We start from the raw sequence: 16,314 nt of genomic DNA on the forward strand, positions 1-16,314 counted from the left end.
CCCCCACCCCCACCCGCACCCGCACCCGCGAACGAACAACCGGACCCGAGCTCTGAGGCGCACGCCCCAGCCACCCACAGCCAGCCACCCCGGAAAGCCCCCCCATGCCCACCGACCTGTCCCGCCTCCTCGCCCAAGCGCGGCCCCACCTCCGCCCCCTGACCGCCGGAGGCACCCTCGCGCTGGCCGGATCCGCCGCCGGCCTGACCATGCCCTGGGCGGCGAAGTACGCGGTCCAGGCCTTCGCCGAGCACCGCTCACCCGCCCCGGCCCTCGCCCTGCTCACCCTGATCGTCCTGGCCGGCGCCGCCCTCACGGCGACCGGCACCTACCTCATGTCCCGGACCGGGGAAGCGGTCGTCCTCGCCGCCCGGGAGCGCCTCACCACCCGCATGCTGCGCCTCAAGGTCGCCGCCGTCGACCGCCTCACCCCCGGCGACCTCCTCACCCGCGCCACCGGCGACACGACCCTCCTGCGCACGGTCCTGTCCCGCAGCCTCGTCGAGTCGGCGAACGGCGCGCTCACCCTCCTCGGCACGGTCGTCCTCATGGGCATCGTGGACTGGTTCCTGCTCCTGGTGACCCTGCTGGTCCTCGCCCTGATCACGGCCGCACTCGCCCTGCTCATGCCGCGCATCCGACGCGCCCAGTTCCAGGCCCAGGAAGCCGTCGGCGCGATGGGCTCGAACCTGGACCGCGCCCTCCAGTCCTTCCGCACGGTCAAGGCGAACGGCGCCGAGGACCGCGAGCGGCACGCCGTGACGAGCGCCGCCCGCCGCGCCTACGACAAGGGCCTGTCGGTCGCCCGCTGGACCTCGGCGTCCGACGTGTCGATGCTGGTGTCGGTGCAGGTCGCGTTCCTGTGCGTGCTGGGAGCGGGCGGCGCCCGCGTCGCGTCGGGAGCCCTCGACCTGGCCTCCCTCATCGCCTTCCTGCTGTACCTCTTCTACCTGGTGGCGCCGCTCGGACAACTGGCGGAGGGCTGGGTCGGCCTGAACACCGGCATGGCGGCGGTCGGCCGTATCGCGGAGATCGAGGACCTGCCGGGCGAGGACCCCGACCCGCCCCGACAGGCCCGTACCGCAAGGGAGTCCGGGCCCGCCGAGGTCACCTTCACCGACGTCACCTTCGCCTACGACGACGACCGCGCCCCCGCCCACGACGCACTGACCTTCACCGCCCCGCCCGGCGGCCTCACCGCGCTCGTCGGCCCCTCCGGCGCGGGCAAGTCCACGGTCTTCGCGCTCCTGGAACGCTTCTACGACCACACCGCGGGCGCGCTCACGGTCGACGGCCGCGACATCCGCGACTGGCCCCTCGCGGAGCTGCGCGCCGCCCTCGGCTACGTGGAACAGGACGCGCCCGTCCTCGCGGGCACCCTGCGCGACAACCTGCGCTACGCGGCCCCCAACGCCACGGACGAAGAAGTGACGGAGGCCGTCACCCGCACCCGCCTCGACGACCTCCTGGCCCGCCTCCCCGAGGGCCTGGACACCCCGGTCGGCCACCGCGGCGTCCTGCTCTCCGGCGGCGAGCGCCAACGGGTCGCCATCGCACGGGCGTTGCTGCGCCGCCCCCGGCTGCTCCTGCTCGACGAGGTGACGGCGAACCTGGACGCGGTCAACGAACAGCACCTGCGCGAGGTGATCCGCGACCTGACCCCGCACACCACGGTCCTGGTCATCGCGCACCGCCTGTCGACGGTGGTCGACGCCGACCGCATCGTCGTCATGGAACACGGCCGCGTACGCGCACAGGGCACCCACTCCGAGCTGCTCGAAGCGGACGCCCTGTACGGGGAGCTGGCGGCCACCCAACTGGTGACCGCCTCGACCCACTGACTGCGAGAAGAACGTCAGGCGTTCTTGATGGCCGAGATGTCGAAGCTCAGCTTGATCTTGTCGGAGACGAGGACGCCGCCGGTCTCCAGCGCGGCGTTCCAGGTCAGGCCCCACTCGGAGCGCTTGATCTGGGCCTTGCCCTCGAAGCCCACGCGCTCGTTGCCGAACGGGTCCTTCGCCGAGCCGTTGAACTCCAGGTCGATGGTGAGCGGCTTCGTGGTGCCGAGGATGGTGAGGTCACCGGTGATGCGGTAGTCCTCGCCGCCCAGCGACTCGGCCGACGTCGAACGGAACGTCATCGTCGGGAACTCGTCGATCTTGAAGAAGTCGGCGCTCTTGAGGTGACCGTCGCGGTCCGCGTTACCGGTGTCGATGCTCGCCATCTGCACGTCGAACGAGGCGGTCGACTTGCCCGGCTCCGAACCGTCCAGGTGCAGCTCACCGGTGAAGTCGGTGAAGCTGCCCTTCACGTTCGTCACCATCGCGTGCCGGGCGACGAAGCCGAGCGTCGTGTGCGCGGGGTCGACGGTGTAGTCACCGGTGAGGGCGGCGAGCTCCGGGGTGGTGGCCATGGCGTGCTCCTTGGGGACGGCGGCACGGGAGTGTCGCGGTGATGTTGAACGTTGAACCATCAACTGAGAGCGACTGTAGCGCGATGATGTTCAACTTTCAACATCAAACGCGGCGTGTCCCCTCGATTACACCCGGTGGATCTCGCGGGCGCACTACCGGACGCGCGTAGAACCGGGCACCATCTCTCTGTTCCACCTGCACCACAGCCGTCCCACAGCAAGCACGGTCAACAGCAGGAAAGGACCTTCCATGCGCATCCGCTCCGCGCTCACCGCACTCGCGCTCACCACCGGCGCGCTCGTCGCCCCCGGCTTCGGCGTCCTGACTACGGCCACCGACGCCTTCGCCGTCACCAAGATCAGTCACGCGACCGCCACCTCGATGTTCAGCTCGGTCGGCATCACCTGGTCGTCGTCCGGCGGCTGCTCCGACCGCAACGTCTCCACGTGTACGTCCTTCGACCAGCTGAATCTCGCCACAGCCCAGGGCGCCCAGACCCTGAAGAGGGCCAGTGGCTGCGCGCTCAACATCACCGGCGGCACCGAGACCGGCCATGCGAGCGGCACGTACTCCCACTGGAACGGCTACAAGCTCGACTTCGGCAAGAGCACCTGCGTCACGAACTACATCAAGGGCAACTTCAGCTACATCGGGCTACGGGGTGACGGCGCCCCGCAGTACAAGTCCGGCTCGGGCAACATCTACGCCGACGAGGGCAACCACTGGGACGTCCTGTACTACAACTGCGGCGGCTGCTAGCAGGTCAGCGCGCGGCCAGCCGCTCCATCAGGGCTGCGCCGCGCGCCAGCAACTCCCGCTCCTCGTCGCTGAGTTCGGCCTCGATCGCCTGGGCCAGCCAGCCGGCCCGACGGCCGCGCTCCGCCTCCAGGGCGCTCCGCCCGGCATCGGTCAGCTCCACGAGGGACTTGCGGCCGTCCGTCGGGTGCGCCCGCCGGGTGACGAGCCCCTGCTCGGTGAGCAGCCCGACCGCGCGGGCCATCGACTGGGGCCGCACCCGCTGGTCGACGGCGAGATCGCTGGTGGTCATGGCGCCCGCGCGGTCCAGCACGCCGAGCACCGCGACCTGCCCGTGCGGAATCAGGTCCTCGTGCTTCACGCGCCGCGTGAGGCGCCCCATGGCGGTGCGCAGGTCGGTGGCGACGGCGGCGGATTCCCGGGCAGGCATACGGCACTTTAACCCGGCAGTAGCCAGCGGGACTGAGCACCTGACCTGCACAGCGAGCCTGTGCAGCCAAGCTGAACAGCTGAACTGAACAGAACAACTGAACAGCAGAACTGAACAGCGGAGCTGTATAGTTTTGTTCCGTCGCGGCACGCGCCAGCGTTGTCGCAGCAGGGCCGCGGCATGCAGCGACGCGAAGGAACTCCCATGCCCGCACCGGCACACACCTCCACCGCGATCACCTCGGTCACCGCCCGCGCCGTCCTCGACAGCCGCGGCAACCCCACCGTCGAGGTCGACGTCGCCCTGGCCGACGGCTCCGAGGGCAGTGCGGCCGTCCCCTCCGGTGCCTCGACCGGCGCCCGCGAAGCCGTCGAACTGCGCGACGGCGACCCGCGGCGCTGGCACGGCAAGGGCGTCGACCGGGCCGTCTCCCACGTCAAGGGCGAGATCGCCCGCGCCGTCACCGGCCTCGACGCCGACGACCAGGCGGGCCTGGACGCCGCCCTGATCGCCCTCGACGGCACCCCCGCCAAGTCCCGGCTCGGCGCCAACGCCCTGCTCGGCGTCTCCCTCGCCGGCGCCAAGGCGGCCGCCGCCGCGCACCGGCTGCCGCTCTACCGCCACCTCGGCGGAGCCGACGCCCACCTCCTGCCGCTGCCGATGATGAACATCGTCAACGGCGGTGCCCACGCCGACAATCCGCTGGACTTCCAGGAGTTCATGATCGCGCCGGTCGGCGCCCCGACCTTCGCCGAGGCCGTCCGCATGGGCTCCGAGGTCTTCCACACCCTGCGCCGTGACCTGCTCGCCGCCGGCCACTCCACGGGCGTCGGCGACGAGGGCGGCTTCGCCCCCGCGCTGCGCACCGCCGAGGAGGCGCTCGACTTCGTCATGGCGGCGATCGAACGCACCGGGTACCGGCCCGGCGCCGACATCGGCCTGATCATGGACCCGGCGTCGTCGGAGTTCCACCGGGACGGCGTGTACGCGTACCGGGGCGAGGGCGTCGAGCGGACCACGTCCCAACAGGTCGACCACCTGGAGAAGTTGATCGACGCGTACCCGGTCCTGTCCATCGAGGACCCCATGGCCGAGGACGACCTCGACGGCTGGCGCGAACTGACCGCCCGCGTCGGCGACCGCTGCCAGCTCACCGGCGACGACGTCTTCTGCACCGACCCGGAGCTGCTGCGCGAGGGCATCCGCACGGGGGTCGGCAACGCGGTCCTGGTCAAGGTCAACCAGATCGGTACGTTGACGGAGGCGCTGGAGACGGTGACCACCGCCCAGCGGGCGGGCTGGAAGGCCGTGATGTCGCACCGCTCCGGCGAGACGGAGGACACGACGATCGCCGACCTGGCGGTGGCGACGGGCTGCGGCCAGATCAAGACGGGCTCCCTGTCCCGCTCGGACCGCACGGCGAAGTACAACCGCCTGATCCGCATCGAGGAGCAGCTGGGCGGCTCGGCGAGGTATCAGGTGGGCTGAGCGCGCGGTTCCCCGCGCCCCTCACGGGGCTTGGACTAAAGGGAACGGACTGTTGGACTCTCAACTCCGTTCCCTCATCCACCCGTTGACCCGGAGGGCCGCGCACGGATACCCAGAGCCCCATGCCCCCAAGATCCCGAGCCCTCTACGTCCTGGCCGGCGCCGCGCTGCTCGGCGCCGGCCTCACCCCGGTCGCGAGCGCCAGTGCCCCGGCGGAGCCGGTCGGCACGGTCCTCGCCTCCGGCCCGCTGAAGGTGACCGTCGCCGACGACTTCCCCCGCGTCCTCTCGTACGAGAACCGGGCCGACGGCGCCCGCCTGTCCGGCAGCACCCGCCCGGTCACCGAGATCACCCTCAACGGCAAGCCGTACGCCACCCACGTCAAGGCCGCCCCCAAGGTCACCGGGTCCACGGCCGCGTACACCCTCGCCTTTCCCGACCTGCCCGGCGTGGAGATCGACGCGACGCTCGGCGTCCGCGGCCGGACCACGACCTTCAAGGTCACCGCGGTCCGCGACACGGCCGCCTTCCGGGTCGGCACCCTCGACATCCCGGGCCACGACCTCGTCTCGGTCGACAGCGCCGACGGCGGGGCGCGGACCGCGTTCACCAAGCTGGACCCGGACTCCACCCGCACCGCCGACGTCTTCGGCAAGGTCACCGCCGACACCCCGGCCGAGACGTCCGCGACCGGCGCCTCGTACGCGATCGTCAACACCGACGGGCTCGCGGCCGCCGTCGAGTCCAACTCCACCTACGACAAGCCGAGCGGCGCGACCGGCGGCGACGACGCCCGGTTCTGGCACCAGGCCCGCAAGGACGCGGACGGCGGCACGCGCGTCGGCGTCTGGTCCGGGCAGTGGACGTACCGGGGCGAGGGCTCCGCCACGCACGCCACCGGCGACGACCTGCCCTGGGCCAAGGTCGTCGTGACCCCGGACGCCAACGCGGACGGCACGGTCGACTGGCAGGACGGCGCCGTCGCCTTCCGCTCCATCGGCATCAAGGCGAAGGGGAGCGAGAAGACCCCCGACCGGGTCGTCACCCACATCCCGTTCAACTTCGCCAGCCAGGCCCAGCACCCCTTCCTGCGCACCCTCGACGACGTCAAGCGGGTCTCCCTCGCCACCGACGACCTGGGCCAGTTCGCGCTGCTCAAGGGGTACGCGTCCGAGGGCCACGACTCGGCCCACCCCGACTACGGCGGCAACACCAACAAGCGGGCCGGCGGCCTCAAGGACCTCAACAAGCTGCTCAGGACGGGCAAGGAGTACGGCGCCGAGTTCGGCGTCCACGTCAACGCCACCGAGGCGTACCCCGTCGCCAAGCACTTCAGCGACAAGCTCATCGACCCCAAGGCCCCGGGCTGGAACTGGCTCGACCAGAGCTACTACATCGACCAGCGCCGCGACATCAACGGCGGCGACCTCGCCGCCCGCTTCCAGCAGCTGCGCGACGAGACGGACAAGAACCTCACCACGGTCTACGTCGACGTGTACTACACGCACGGCTGGATCGCCGAGCAGACCGCGAAGGCCATCAACGGCCAGGGCTGGAACCTCGCCACCGAGTGGGCCGACAAGTTCGAGCGGCAGTCCCTGTGGTCGCACTGGGCCAACGACCTGGACTACGGCGGCGCCACCAACAAGGGCCTCAACTCGAAGATCATCCGGTTCATCCGGAACAGCGAGAAGGACGTCTGGAACAACGATCCCGTCCTCGGTCAGACCGCCCTCGTCGACTTCGAGGGCTGGACCGGCGAGACCGACTGGAACGCCTTCTACGCCAACGTCTGGCAGCGCGACCTGCCCGCCAAGTACCTCCAGCACCAGCAGATCACCCGCTGGGACGGCGACGACATCACCTTCACCGGCGGCCTGCGCGGCACGGTCGAGAACGGGAAGCGCACCTTCTACGACCACGACCGCAAGGTCCTCGACGGGGACAGCTACCTGCTCCCGTGGGACGCCAAGGACGGCGACGGCAAGAAGCTGTACCACTACAACAAGCAGGGCGGCACCAGCAGTTGGGCCGTGCCCCGCGGCGCGTACACGGTCTACCGGCTCACCGACAACGGCCGCGTGAAGACCGGCACCGTGCGCACCGACGCCTCCGGCAGGCTTACCCTCAAGGCCGAGGCCGGACAGCCGTACGTCCTCTACCCGGCCGACGACACCCCGCGCGCCACCGATCCGCACTGGGGCGAGGGCACCCCGGTCACCGACCCCGGCTTCAACGACGCCCGCCTCGCCGCCTGGGACACGACCGGCACGGTCGCTCGCGACACCGACGACCACGGCCGCAACAGCGCCCGCCTCACCGGCCGGGATCCGGCCGCGATCTCCCAGCGGATCACGGGGCTCGAGCCGGGCAAGCGCTACACCGCCTCCGCCTGGGTCGAGATCGAGCCGGGCAAGTCCCGCCGTACGACACTCGGCGCCGCCGGTGCCACGGTGGCCGTCGACCGGTCCACGCTGCCGAACACGATGGCCGCCAGTGACTGGCACGACACCAGCATGCAGCGCGTCAAGGTGAACTTCACCGCGCCCGCGAGCGGCACCACGACGCTGCGCGTGGCGACGGAGAAGGGCGACACCGACGCGGCGGCCGTCCGCGTCGATGACGTCCGCCTGGTGGCGAACGCCCCCACGACGCGCGCCGGCACGGTCGTCCACGAGGACTTCGAGGACGTGGACGAGGGCTGGGGGCCGTTCGACAAGGGCGACGCGGGCGGCGTCACCGACCCGCGCACGCACATCGCGCAGAAGAACGCCCCGTACACGCAGGCCGGCTGGAACGGAAAGCTGATCGACGACGTCATCGGCGACGGCTCCGAGTCCCTCAAGTCGCACGAGGAGAACGACGGCGTCGTCTACCGCACCTCGCCCGCGGCCGTCCCGCTCACGAACGGCCACGCCTACCGGGTCGACTTCTCCTACCAGTCCAGCCACGCGGGCGCCTACCAGTGGATCAGCGGCTACGACCGCGGCGACGACGCCGTCGAGACCGCCGCCGTCCCCCTCGGTGAGCAGCGCACCACCGGCCGCTTCAGCACCACCGTCACGGCGGGCTGCGGCACCACGTGGACCGGCCTGCGCAAGCTGCCCGGCGCCCCGGAGGGGGCCGACTTCGTCCTCGACGACTTCACCGTGACCGACCTCGGCCCGGCGAAGGAACAGGCCGCCTGCGGCACACTCGCGCTGAAGGCGGGGGAGACCCTGGAGCCCGGACAGCCCAACAAGGTCGAGGCCACCTTCACCAACTACGAGCAGGACCCGGTGACGGACGCCACCGTCACCCTCGGCCTCCCCGAGGGCTGGACGGCCGAACCGGCGGGATCCACCACGCTCGACCCGGTGGCCCCCGGCGACAAGGCCACGGTCACCTACCGGGTCACCCCGCCCGCCGACGCCGAGTACCAGCCCTACCAGCTGAGTTCGAAGGCGACGTACACCGTCGCGGGCACGGCGCGCACTCTCACCGCGGGCGCCGCCGTCCGCACGCTCCCGCCGCCGCCCACGAAGGACACGTACGCCAGCGACCTGGACTGGGCGTCGGCGGACAACGGCTGGGGCCCGGTCGAGAAGGACCTGTCCAACGGCGAACAGGGCCAGGGCGACGGCACCCCCCTCAAGATCGGCGGAGTCACGTACGACAAGGGCCTGGGCAGCCATGCCCCGGCCAGGGTCCGCTACTACCTCGGCGGACAGTGCACCTCCTTCACGGCCGAGGTCGGCATCGACGACGTGCAGACCAGCCGCGGAAGTGTGCGATTCTCGGTGGCGGCCGACGGCACCGAGAAGGTGGCGTCACCGGTCCTCAAGGCCACCGACCCCGCCTGGTCCCTGACGGCGGACGTCACCGGCGCCAAGTACGTCGACCTGATCGCGGGCGACGGCGGCGACGGCAACGGGAACGATCACGCGGACTGGGGAGCCGCCCGCTTCCATTGCGGCGGGTGAAAAGCTGCGTGAACAGTTGGGTCGCCACAGCCCGCCGACACGGCGACGTGACGGGCCTCTCACCGGACGCCTTTGTATGACCCCCACAACCCGAGGGGGTCCTGAGCAGTAACTTTGGCTGCATGCCGGATGCGTTCTGTTCGGGGCTACCAGGAAAACGGGCCGGAGACTGTACAGAGTCGACGGCCCGTTTTCCTTGGTCGGCTTCGTATGGTCGCTACATGACCGTTTTGGACGACACCGCCTCGAACCCCGGGGACGAGCCCACCGACGCCCGCGGGCGCACGGCCGAGCTGCACGCGATCCGCGCACAGGCCCTGGCCGGTCCCAGCGACCGGGCGACCGAGGCCCAGCACAAGAAGGGCAAGCTCACCGCGCGCGAGCGCATCGAGCTGCTCCTCGACGAGGGGTCGTTCAACGAGGTCGAGCAGCTGCGCCGGCACCGCGCCGTCGGTTTCGGCCTGGAGGCCAAGAAGCCGTACACCGACGGTGTCATCACCGGCTGGGGCACGGTCGAGGGCCGTACGGTCTTCGTCTACGCGCACGACTTCCGCATCTTCGGCGGCGCCCTGGGCGAGGCCCACGCCACGAAGATCCACAAGATCATGGACATGGCCATCGCGGCCGGTGCCCCGCTGGTCTCCCTGAACGACGGCGCGGGCGCCCGTATCCAGGAAGGCGTCTCCGCCCTCGCGGGCTACGGCGGCATCTTCCAGCGCAACACCAAGGCGTCCGGTGTCATCCCGCAGATCAGCGTGATGCTCGGCCCGTGCGCCGGCGGCGCCGCCTACAGCCCGGCGCTCACCGACTTCGTCTTCATGGTCCGCGAGACGTCGCAGATGTTCATCACGGGCCCGGACGTCGTCAAGGCGGTCACCGGCGAGAACATCACGCAGAACGGGCTCGGCGGCGCGGACGTGCACGCCGAGACGTCGGGCGTGGCGCACTTCGCCTACGACGACGAAGAGACCTGCATCGCCGAGGTCCGCTACCTGATCTCGCTGCTCCCGCAGAACAACCGGGAGAACCCGCCGACGGTGGAGTCGGACGACCCGGCGGACCGCCGCTCGGACGTCCTCCTGGACCTGGTCCCGGCCGACGGCAACCGCCCGTACGACATGACGAAGGTCATCGAGGAGCTCGTCGACGACGGCGACTACCTCGAGGTCCACGAGCGCTGGGCGCGCAACATCATCTGCGCCCTGGCCCGCCTGGACGGCCAGGTCGTCGGCATCGTCGCCAACCAGCCGCAGTCGCTCGCGGGTGTCCTGGACATCGAGGCCTCGGAAAAAGCTGCCCGCTTTGTCCAGATGTGCGACGCTTTCAATATCCCCATCGTGACCCTCCTCGACGTCCCGGGCTTCCTCCCCGGCGTCGACCAGGAGCACGGCGGGATCATCCGCCACGGCGCGAAGCTGCTGTACGCGTACTGCAACGCCACCGTCCCGCGGATCTCGCTGATCCTTCGCAAGGCGTACGGAGGTGCCTACATCGTCATGGACTCCCAGTCCATCGGCGCGGACCTCACCTACGCCTGGCCGACCAACGAGATCGCGGTCATGGGTGCCGAGGGCGCGGCCAACGTGATCTTCCGCCGCCAGATCGCCGAGGCCGAGGACCCCGAGGCCATGCGTCAGAAGATGGTCAAGGAGTACAAGGCCGAGCTGATGCACCCGTACTACGCGGCCGAGCGCGGTCTGGTCGACGACGTGATCGACCCCGCCACCACCCGTGAGGTACTCATCCGCTCGCTCGCGATGCTGCGCACCAAGCACGCCGACCTGCCCTCCCGCAAGCACGGCAACCCGCCGCAGTAGCGGTCACTAGTCGTAGGAGACTGCCACATGTCCATGCCTGACATCCGTGTCGAGAAGGGCCACGCCGACCCCGAGGAGGTCGCGGCCATCACCGCGATCCTCGTCGCCCGCGCGGCCACCCAGCCGTCCGCCCCGGCCCCCGCCCTCCAGTCCCGCGCGGGCTGGCGCCGGCTGGAGCGCGAGCACGGCTTCCGGGCGCCGCACAGCTGGCGCTGAGCCCCCCTGCCGCACATGCGTGAGCCCCCTCCATCTGGAGGGGGCTCACGCATGTGCGGCAGGAGGCTTCCGGCTCAGTCGAACTCGCCGTGCAGCGCCCCGCGTTTGAACGACTCCCACTCATGGGCGGTGAAGCGCAGGACGAGCCCTCGCGGGTCCTGCGGATTGCGGATGGCCACGGCCCCGTCCGCGAGCGCGGCGACCTCCACACGACCCCATGCGGGGCCGCCCGGCGCGCTCAGCCACTGAGCGTCGGAGAGATCGATCGCGTAAATTTTCCGCTTTTCCTGATCGAGGTCGCGCGGAACGGTGTCTGTTGTGCTCGTACTCATAGCGGCAGAACTCCGGAGTTGATGCTTGAAATAAATGCCTGCCACGCCGGAGAGGCGAAGACAATCGCTCCGTTCTGCCTATTCTTCGTGTCGCGGATCGCTCGCCGGTGTGACGGAAGTTTGGCGTGCTCGATGCATCCGTTGGACGCGCCACTGAAGGAACTCTTGTGCCAGGCCGCCGACCCGATTTCGATGAGTGTGGCGGTGGGGGCGGAAGTGGGGGGCATCACGACCCGCTTTCTTGCTTGATTCGGTCACTGATGTACCGGCGGGACTGGGCGGGCGAGAGCGCTGCCGCCGTCAGGTCGTCCCAGGCCTTGGTGTACATCTCCACGTCGGGGCGTTGCTCGAGGAGCGTGCCCCCGGTCATGTGCTCCAGCCAGGCCACCTGCACGGGCAGTTCGCCGCGCATGGTGAACAGGGTGTAGGGAGCGTACTGCGCGAGAGGCAAGGTTATGTCCATCGGCAGAACTTGAATGGTGACATTGGGCAACTCGCCTGTTTCCATCAGGTGTTCAAACTGCTGACAGATCAATGAGCGCGGTCCGGGTATCCGGTGCAGCGCGGGCGTGTCGATGACCACTCTCAAGCGGAATTCGACCGTTCCGCTGAGCAGATCCTTGCGCCTCAACCGAGTCTTCACAAGGGGTTCTACGCGATCCGCTTCCGCCCCCGCAGTGAATATCTCTCGCATGTACGCCTCTGTCTGCAGCAGCCCCGGAAGTACTGCGGGTTCGTACGATCTGACCAGCGAGGAATCCGCTTCCAGGGTGAGATAGTCGCGCAAGTCGTCGCCCAGGAGCGGCCCTTGCCCGGACCACCAGTCGACCTGGTGGACGTCCCTGGCCAGTCGTTTGAGGTTGGCCCGCTGCCGGTCGTCCGTGACGCCGTACAGGTTCAGCAGTGTCGTCAGGTCGAGCTGGCGGATACCGCGTTTTCCGGTCTCGATCTGACTGATCTTGGGCTGTCCGCATTCGAGTGCCACCGCCGCGTCGTTCACCTTGAGGCCGGCGTCGGTTCGCAGCCGCCGCAGCTCGGCGCCGAGGCGGCGGCTGCGCATCGTGGGCATCTCGCTCTGGGACATGGCCACATGATGTCCCGCCCCTTCAGGCCACACAACTGTCATCGGACAACCCTTCGATGTGGCCCGATCCTGAAGCGTAATACTTGCCTAGGGAATACTTTCGCCGCCATGATGGTGAGGCAACGTCCTTTGTCCATAAGCGAGTTGACCGCACAAGGACCCCCGGAGGGGTAATGCCGGACCAGCCAACGGATGAGGTCGACGTGATCGACGTTCTCGATCAGCCGTGCGTGATCCGTATGGAGTACAGCCCGCATCGCCTGGAGCAGATCCGCAGGATCGTGGGCGCCCGCCTGCGCTGCTGGGGACTGCACAAGCTGGTGTACGACGCCTCGTTCGTGGCGACGGAGCTGTGCAGCAACGTGCGGCACTGCGACGGCAACATCTTCGAGTTCGCCGTACGTCGCACCATCAGCGGAGTCCGCCTCGAAGTGGCGGACACGTCCCGCGAGCTCGTGGTCATCCCCACCGAGCCCCCGGACCTGTTCCAGACCGGAGGGCGGGGCCTGTTCCTGGTCGCCGCCCAGGCCAGCGCGATCGGCATGACGCCGACGGACACCGGCAAGGTGGTGTGGGCCGAACTGGACCTGGACACCATCGACGCGGAGCCCATCGGCTGACCGAGCCGATGTTCCGCGAGGCCCGCGAGGGCCGGGCGCCGTTGTTGCCATCGTCCGTCGGGGCGGTGACAACAACGGCGCTTGGCTTTTGCTCCTGTGCGTGCTCATCCGCATCCTCTGCGTGTTCGTACCTCGGCATGCGGGACCCCCCTCCGGGGCGGACGGGTGGCCGTCGTGCCAGAAGGGGAAACCCTCGAGAACCGGCCCGCAGAGGGGCTCGTACATCCCCTACGGGCGTGCCGGACGCGTCAGTGGTTCGTCCGACAACGCGGTGGTGGATGCAAGCGCCGCGACATCTGTGGGCGTCCCGTGGTGCGGGGAACAGACGTGCGGGATTGCATCCGCGCCGGGGGCCTGGGCGCGGCTTCCGCGCGACGCGGAAGCAGAGGGAGGGACTCCGCGGGCCTGATGGGCTGCCGGGGTCCCTGAGGAGGACCGTGACGTCGCCGGATGAGGGCGCCGCCCGGTCGGGTCGGGCGTGCGACCGCTAGTGGTACGCGGTGTCGGTCATCAGGCAGGACAGCGTGCGGATGCCTCGGTGGGCGGCCGTGCGTACCGCGCCTACGCGCTTGCCGAGGATGCCGGCCGCGCGTTTGGCGTCGAGTCCGACGACGGCCAGCAGTGTCACCGCCTGGGCCTGCTGCCGCGGCAGCTGCGCCACGAGGGTCAGGGCCCGCTCGGTGCCCAGCATGTCCAGGGCCAGCTCCGACGTGTCGTCGGGCGCCGGCCGCTCCATGACCGTGCTGATGTCGTCGGTGGCCGTCGGGCGGCGCTTGTGCCAACGGATGTGGTCCACCGCCCTGTTGCGCACGATCCGGCTGCACCAGCCGTGGAAGTGGCCGACGTCGCCCCGGAACTTGTGCAGATCCCGGGCGATCTGCAGCCAGCTGTCCGACAGGACGTCCTCCGCCTCCGTCGCGCCGACCAGGGCGCGTGCGTAGCGGAAGAGCCGCGGCTGCAATGTCTCGTAGACCGTCCGGAAGGCGCGCTCGTCGCCCTTCTGTGCCTTGCTGACCGCCTCATGCAGGAGACGGCGCTCCGCTTCGTGCGCGGTATGCGCCTCCTCCTGCTCGGGACTCGGGGGCCGTTCCGGTCTCGCTACGGCGGGACCGGATCTGGCGGCCTTGGTGCCCGAATGGGACAAGCTCATCGGATCTGCTCCGCTTCCTGCTCATTTCGCCTGGAGAATGGGCGGGCACCATTGATGGTCCCGCCCCCAACAGGTGAGCGACAGGGGCAGCGAAAACATCACAGCGGCAGGTATGTGAATTCGGTCAGAAGCTGCCGGGGACATCTCGGCCGAACTCGACCTATAGCCAAGGGTGTTACTGCGCGTACTCGCCGATGTCCAGGCGAGACGCCCTCGTGAAGGAGTTGTAATTACTGCGGAGAATGGGCGCGCATCTTGGCCGAGAGACGGTGCCCGGCCGAAGAGAGTGATCTCGGTCCGTGAAACGACAACGCCCCGCTGGTGTGGACCAGCGGGGCGAAAATACCGGTAGTTCGACGATCCGGCTAGCGCAGGCGCGCCATCAACGCGTGCTCGACCAAAGTGATCAGCGTCGACTTGGCGTCGGCGCGGTGCCGGGCGTCCGTCGTGATGATCGGGGTGTCGGGGCCGATCTGCAGGGCCTCGCGCACCTCGTCCGGGTTGTAGGGCTGGCTGCCGTCGAAGCCGTTGAGGGCGATGACGAAGGGGAGCCCGGAGTTCTCGAAGTAGTCGACCGCGGGGAAGCAGTCGGCGAGGCGGCGGGTGTCGACGAGGACGACCGCGCCGATCGCGCCGCGCACCAGGTCGTCCCACATGAACCAGAACCGGTCCTGGCCGGGCGTGCCGAACAGGTAGAGGATCAGGTCCTGGTCGAGCGTGATGCGGCCGAAGTCCATGGCGACCGTGGTGGTCGTCTTGTCCCCGGTGTGGGTCAGGTCGTCGATGCCCGCCGAAGCGGACGTCATCACGGCCTCGGTGCGCAGCGGGTTGATCTCGGAGACGGCGCCGACGAACGTCGTCTTGCCGACGCCGAAGCCGCCCGCCACCACGATCTTCGCGGACGTGGTGGAACGACTTGGAGTTGCCGGCCCTCCGCTAGAGGTTGCGAAGTCCACTGAGCACCCTTTCGAGCAAAGTCACGTCTGGCTGGCCGCCGGCGCTCTCGTCGCCGCCGGGCTGATGGATGGCGACCAGGCCCGCCTCCGCGAGGTCGGCGACGAGAATCCTGGCCACGCCGAGCGGGATCGTGAGGAGGGCCGAGATTTCGGCCACCGACTTGATCTCTCGGCACAGGCTGCAGATCCGCTGGTGCTCGGGCAGTTGGCCCTGCAACTGGTGCGGCTGCGCGGTGGTGTGCACCAGCGCCTCGATGGCGAGCTGGTAGCGCGGCCTGGTGCGGCCGCCCGTCATGGCGTACGGGCGCACCAGGGGATTGTTCTTCGCAGCAGGCGCGGGATTCGCGTCGGGACGCGGCTGCGGCTGCACAGGCTGAATGCGGGGCGCGCGCGGCTGGTCGTAGGGACCGGGCTGCCGGGTCGGACGGGCATGACCCGCCGACGAAGGGGCAGAGGGGAAGTTGTACCGGTTCTGCGACCCGTCCTCACGGCCGCCCGCGCCGGCCTGACCCTGGGCAGGGCCGTAGGGCGGCCAGTTGGCCGACGAACCGCTCGGGGGTGTTGCTGAACCAGACACGTACTTCCTCCTCCGACTGCGCTGGGCACCATCACTGTGGAGCCGCGTCCCGAAACCTTACGGCCACGGGGCGCGAAAACGCACCGCCTGTCTGCTAGTTGAGAAGGCTTCCCTGAAGCTCCGCGCGCAGGTCGGGCGTGAGAACCGTGCCCGCGCGGTCGACAAGAAGTGCCATTTCGTACCCGACGAGGCCGATGTCCGCCTCCGGGTGTGCAAGGACGGCGAGCGAAGAACCATCGGAAATGGACATGATGAAGAGGAATCCCCGCTCCATCTCCACAACTGTCTGGTTCACCGCGCCACCCTCGAAGATGCGGGACGCGCCCGCGGTCAACGAGGTCAGTCCCGACGCGACGGCCGCCAACTGATCGGCGCGGTCGCGGGGGAACCCTTCGGACATCGCCAGAAGGAGTCCGTCGGCGGAGACCACCACCGTGTGGGACACCCCGGGGGTGTTGTCCACGAAGTTGGTGATCAACCAGTTCAGGTTCTGTGCCGCCTGGCTCATCGGG

At 69.5% G+C, this 16,314-nt stretch carries 16 protein-coding genes; 7 read left to right on the forward strand and 9 right to left on the reverse strand.

Annotated elements, in window-relative coordinates:
* Window positions 1-104: 104 nt before the first annotated feature.
* The gene (locus B072_RS43305; RefSeq protein WP_018531025.1) at window positions 105-1,841 is read left to right on the forward strand and encodes an ABC transporter ATP-binding protein; all 1,737 of its coding nucleotides are present in this window, start codon (window positions 105-107) and stop codon (window positions 1,839-1,841) included.
* A 14-nt stretch (window positions 1,842-1,855) separates the two neighbouring features.
* On the opposite strand, the gene B072_RS0116285 is transcribed toward B072_RS43305, so the two are convergent.
* A complete protein-coding gene (locus B072_RS0116285) occupies window positions 1,856-2,413 on the reverse strand; it encodes a YceI family protein (RefSeq protein WP_018531026.1) in 558 nt (185 codons plus the stop codon).
* A 250-nt stretch (window positions 2,414-2,663) separates the two neighbouring features.
* Between B072_RS0116285 and B072_RS0116290 the strand changes: the two genes are divergently transcribed.
* The gene (locus B072_RS0116290; RefSeq protein WP_018531027.1) at window positions 2,664-3,173 is read left to right on the forward strand and encodes a hypothetical protein; all 510 of its coding nucleotides are present in this window, start codon (window positions 2,664-2,666) and stop codon (window positions 3,171-3,173) included.
* Between the two features lie 4 nt (window positions 3,174-3,177).
* On the opposite strand, the gene B072_RS0116295 is transcribed toward B072_RS0116290, so the two are convergent.
* Window positions 3,178-3,600, reverse strand: coding sequence for a MarR family winged helix-turn-helix transcriptional regulator (locus B072_RS0116295; protein WP_018531028.1), 423 nt, complete (start codon window positions 3,598-3,600; stop codon window positions 3,178-3,180).
* A gap of 204 nt (window positions 3,601-3,804) precedes the next feature.
* On the opposite strand from B072_RS0116295, the gene eno reads away from it, so the two are divergent.
* From eno to B072_RS0116315, 4 genes are all read left to right on the forward strand, one after another.
* Window positions 3,805-5,088, forward strand: a complete 1,284-nt coding sequence (eno, locus tag B072_RS0116300) for a phosphopyruvate hydratase (RefSeq protein WP_018531029.1) — start codon at window positions 3,805-3,807, stop codon at window positions 5,086-5,088.
* A gap of 122 nt (window positions 5,089-5,210) precedes the next feature.
* A complete protein-coding gene (locus tag B072_RS0116305; RefSeq protein ID WP_018531030.1) occupies window positions 5,211-9,050 on the forward strand; it encodes an endo-alpha-N-acetylgalactosaminidase family protein in 3,840 nt (1,279 codons plus the stop codon).
* 221 nt (window positions 9,051-9,271) lie between these two features.
* A complete protein-coding gene (locus B072_RS0116310; protein ID WP_026245904.1) occupies window positions 9,272-10,867 on the forward strand; it encodes an acyl-CoA carboxylase subunit beta in 1,596 nt (531 codons plus the stop codon).
* 27 nt (window positions 10,868-10,894) lie between these two features.
* The gene (locus B072_RS0116315) at window positions 10,895-11,083 is read left to right on the forward strand and encodes an acyl-CoA carboxylase subunit epsilon (RefSeq protein WP_018531032.1); all 189 of its coding nucleotides are present in this window, start codon (window positions 10,895-10,897) and stop codon (window positions 11,081-11,083) included.
* A gap of 74 nt (window positions 11,084-11,157) precedes the next feature.
* On the opposite strand, the gene B072_RS0116320 is transcribed toward B072_RS0116315, so the two are convergent.
* The 3 genes from B072_RS0116320 to B072_RS0116325 are packed head-to-tail and all read right to left on the reverse strand — an operon-like array spanning window position 11,158 to window position 12,499.
* Window positions 11,158-11,415: a DUF397 domain-containing protein gene (locus tag B072_RS0116320; protein WP_051127201.1), complete on the reverse strand. Its 258-nt coding sequence runs from the start codon at window positions 11,413-11,415 to the stop codon at window positions 11,158-11,160.
* Window positions 11,412-11,642: a DUF397 domain-containing protein gene (locus tag B072_RS46510; RefSeq protein ID WP_078506462.1), complete on the reverse strand. Its 231-nt coding sequence runs from the start codon at window positions 11,640-11,642 to the stop codon at window positions 11,412-11,414. Before B072_RS46510 ends, B072_RS0116320 begins: the two co-directional genes overlap by 4 nt.
* Complete coding sequence (locus B072_RS0116325; protein ID WP_026245906.1) at window positions 11,642-12,499, reverse strand: helix-turn-helix domain-containing protein; 858 nt, start codon at window positions 12,497-12,499, stop codon at window positions 11,642-11,644. The genes B072_RS46510 and B072_RS0116325 overlap by 1 nt, the downstream gene beginning before the upstream one ends.
* 173 nt (window positions 12,500-12,672) lie before the next feature.
* On the opposite strand from B072_RS0116325, the gene B072_RS43310 reads away from it, so the two are divergent.
* Complete coding sequence (locus B072_RS43310) at window positions 12,673-13,119, forward strand: ATP-binding protein (RefSeq protein ID WP_018531035.1); 447 nt, start codon at window positions 12,673-12,675, stop codon at window positions 13,117-13,119.
* A 487-nt stretch (window positions 13,120-13,606) separates the two neighbouring features.
* Here B072_RS43310 and B072_RS43315 read toward each other — a convergent pair whose 3' ends face one another.
* The 4 genes from B072_RS43315 to B072_RS0116350 all read right to left on the reverse strand — a co-directional run bounded on the left by B072_RS43315 (window position 13,607) and on the right by B072_RS0116350 (window position 16,310).
* On the reverse strand, window positions 13,607-14,269 hold the full coding sequence (locus tag B072_RS43315) for an RNA polymerase sigma factor (protein ID WP_018531036.1): 663 nt from the start codon (window positions 14,267-14,269) through the stop codon (window positions 13,607-13,609).
* Window positions 14,270-14,634: 365 nt separating this feature from the next.
* Entirely contained in the window at window positions 14,635-15,225 is a 591-nt protein-coding gene (locus B072_RS0116340; RefSeq protein ID WP_026245907.1) for a GTP-binding protein, read from the reverse strand.
* On the reverse strand, window positions 15,206-15,802 hold the full coding sequence (locus tag B072_RS46515) for a DUF742 domain-containing protein (protein ID WP_078506451.1): 597 nt from the start codon (window positions 15,800-15,802) through the stop codon (window positions 15,206-15,208). Before B072_RS46515 ends, B072_RS0116340 begins: the two co-directional genes overlap by 20 nt.
* Before the next feature lie 94 nt (window positions 15,803-15,896).
* Window positions 15,897-16,310 (reverse strand): roadblock/LC7 domain-containing protein, encoded by a 414-nt coding sequence (locus tag B072_RS0116350; protein WP_026057603.1) that lies wholly within the window; start codon window positions 16,308-16,310, stop codon window positions 15,897-15,899.
* Between the last annotated feature and the right edge of the window lie 4 nt (window positions 16,311-16,314).

The organism is Streptomyces sp. HmicA12, assembly GCF_000373565.1.
Classification (GTDB): domain Bacteria; phylum Actinomycetota; class Actinomycetes; order Streptomycetales; family Streptomycetaceae; genus Streptomyces.

Excerpts from the sequence above, each read along its gene's own strand:
- B072_RS43305 (WP_018531025.1), top strand. The coding sequence starts at position 105 with ATGCCCACCGACCTGTCCCGCCTCCTCGCCCAAGCGCGGCCCCACCTC.
- B072_RS0116285 (WP_018531026.1), bottom strand. The coding sequence starts at position 2,413 with ATGGCCACCACCCCGGAGCTCGCCGCCCTCACCGGTGACTACACCGTC.
- B072_RS0116290 (WP_018531027.1), top strand. The coding sequence starts at position 2,664 with ATGCGCATCCGCTCCGCGCTCACCGCACTCGCGCTCACCACCGGCGCG.
- B072_RS0116295 (WP_018531028.1), bottom strand. The coding sequence starts at position 3,600 with ATGCCTGCCCGGGAATCCGCCGCCGTCGCCACCGACCTGCGCACCGCC.
- eno (WP_018531029.1), top strand. The coding sequence starts at position 3,805 with ATGCCCGCACCGGCACACACCTCCACCGCGATCACCTCGGTCACCGCC.
- B072_RS0116305 (WP_018531030.1), top strand. The coding sequence starts at position 5,211 with ATGCCCCCAAGATCCCGAGCCCTCTACGTCCTGGCCGGCGCCGCGCTG.
- B072_RS0116310 (WP_026245904.1), top strand. The coding sequence starts at position 9,272 with ATGACCGTTTTGGACGACACCGCCTCGAACCCCGGGGACGAGCCCACC.
- B072_RS0116315 (WP_018531032.1), top strand. The coding sequence starts at position 10,895 with ATGTCCATGCCTGACATCCGTGTCGAGAAGGGCCACGCCGACCCCGAG.
- B072_RS0116320 (WP_051127201.1), bottom strand. The coding sequence starts at position 11,415 with ATGAGTACGAGCACAACAGACACCGTTCCGCGCGACCTCGATCAGGAA.
- B072_RS46510 (WP_078506462.1), bottom strand. The coding sequence starts at position 11,642 with ATGCCCCCCACTTCCGCCCCCACCGCCACACTCATCGAAATCGGGTCG.
- B072_RS0116325 (WP_026245906.1), bottom strand. The coding sequence starts at position 12,499 with ATGTCCCAGAGCGAGATGCCCACGATGCGCAGCCGCCGCCTCGGCGCC.
- B072_RS43310 (WP_018531035.1), top strand. The coding sequence starts at position 12,673 with ATGCCGGACCAGCCAACGGATGAGGTCGACGTGATCGACGTTCTCGAT.
- B072_RS43315 (WP_018531036.1), bottom strand. The coding sequence starts at position 14,269 with ATGAGCTTGTCCCATTCGGGCACCAAGGCCGCCAGATCCGGTCCCGCC.
- B072_RS0116350 (WP_026057603.1), bottom strand. The coding sequence starts at position 16,310 with ATGAGCCAGGCGGCACAGAACCTGAACTGGTTGATCACCAACTTCGTG.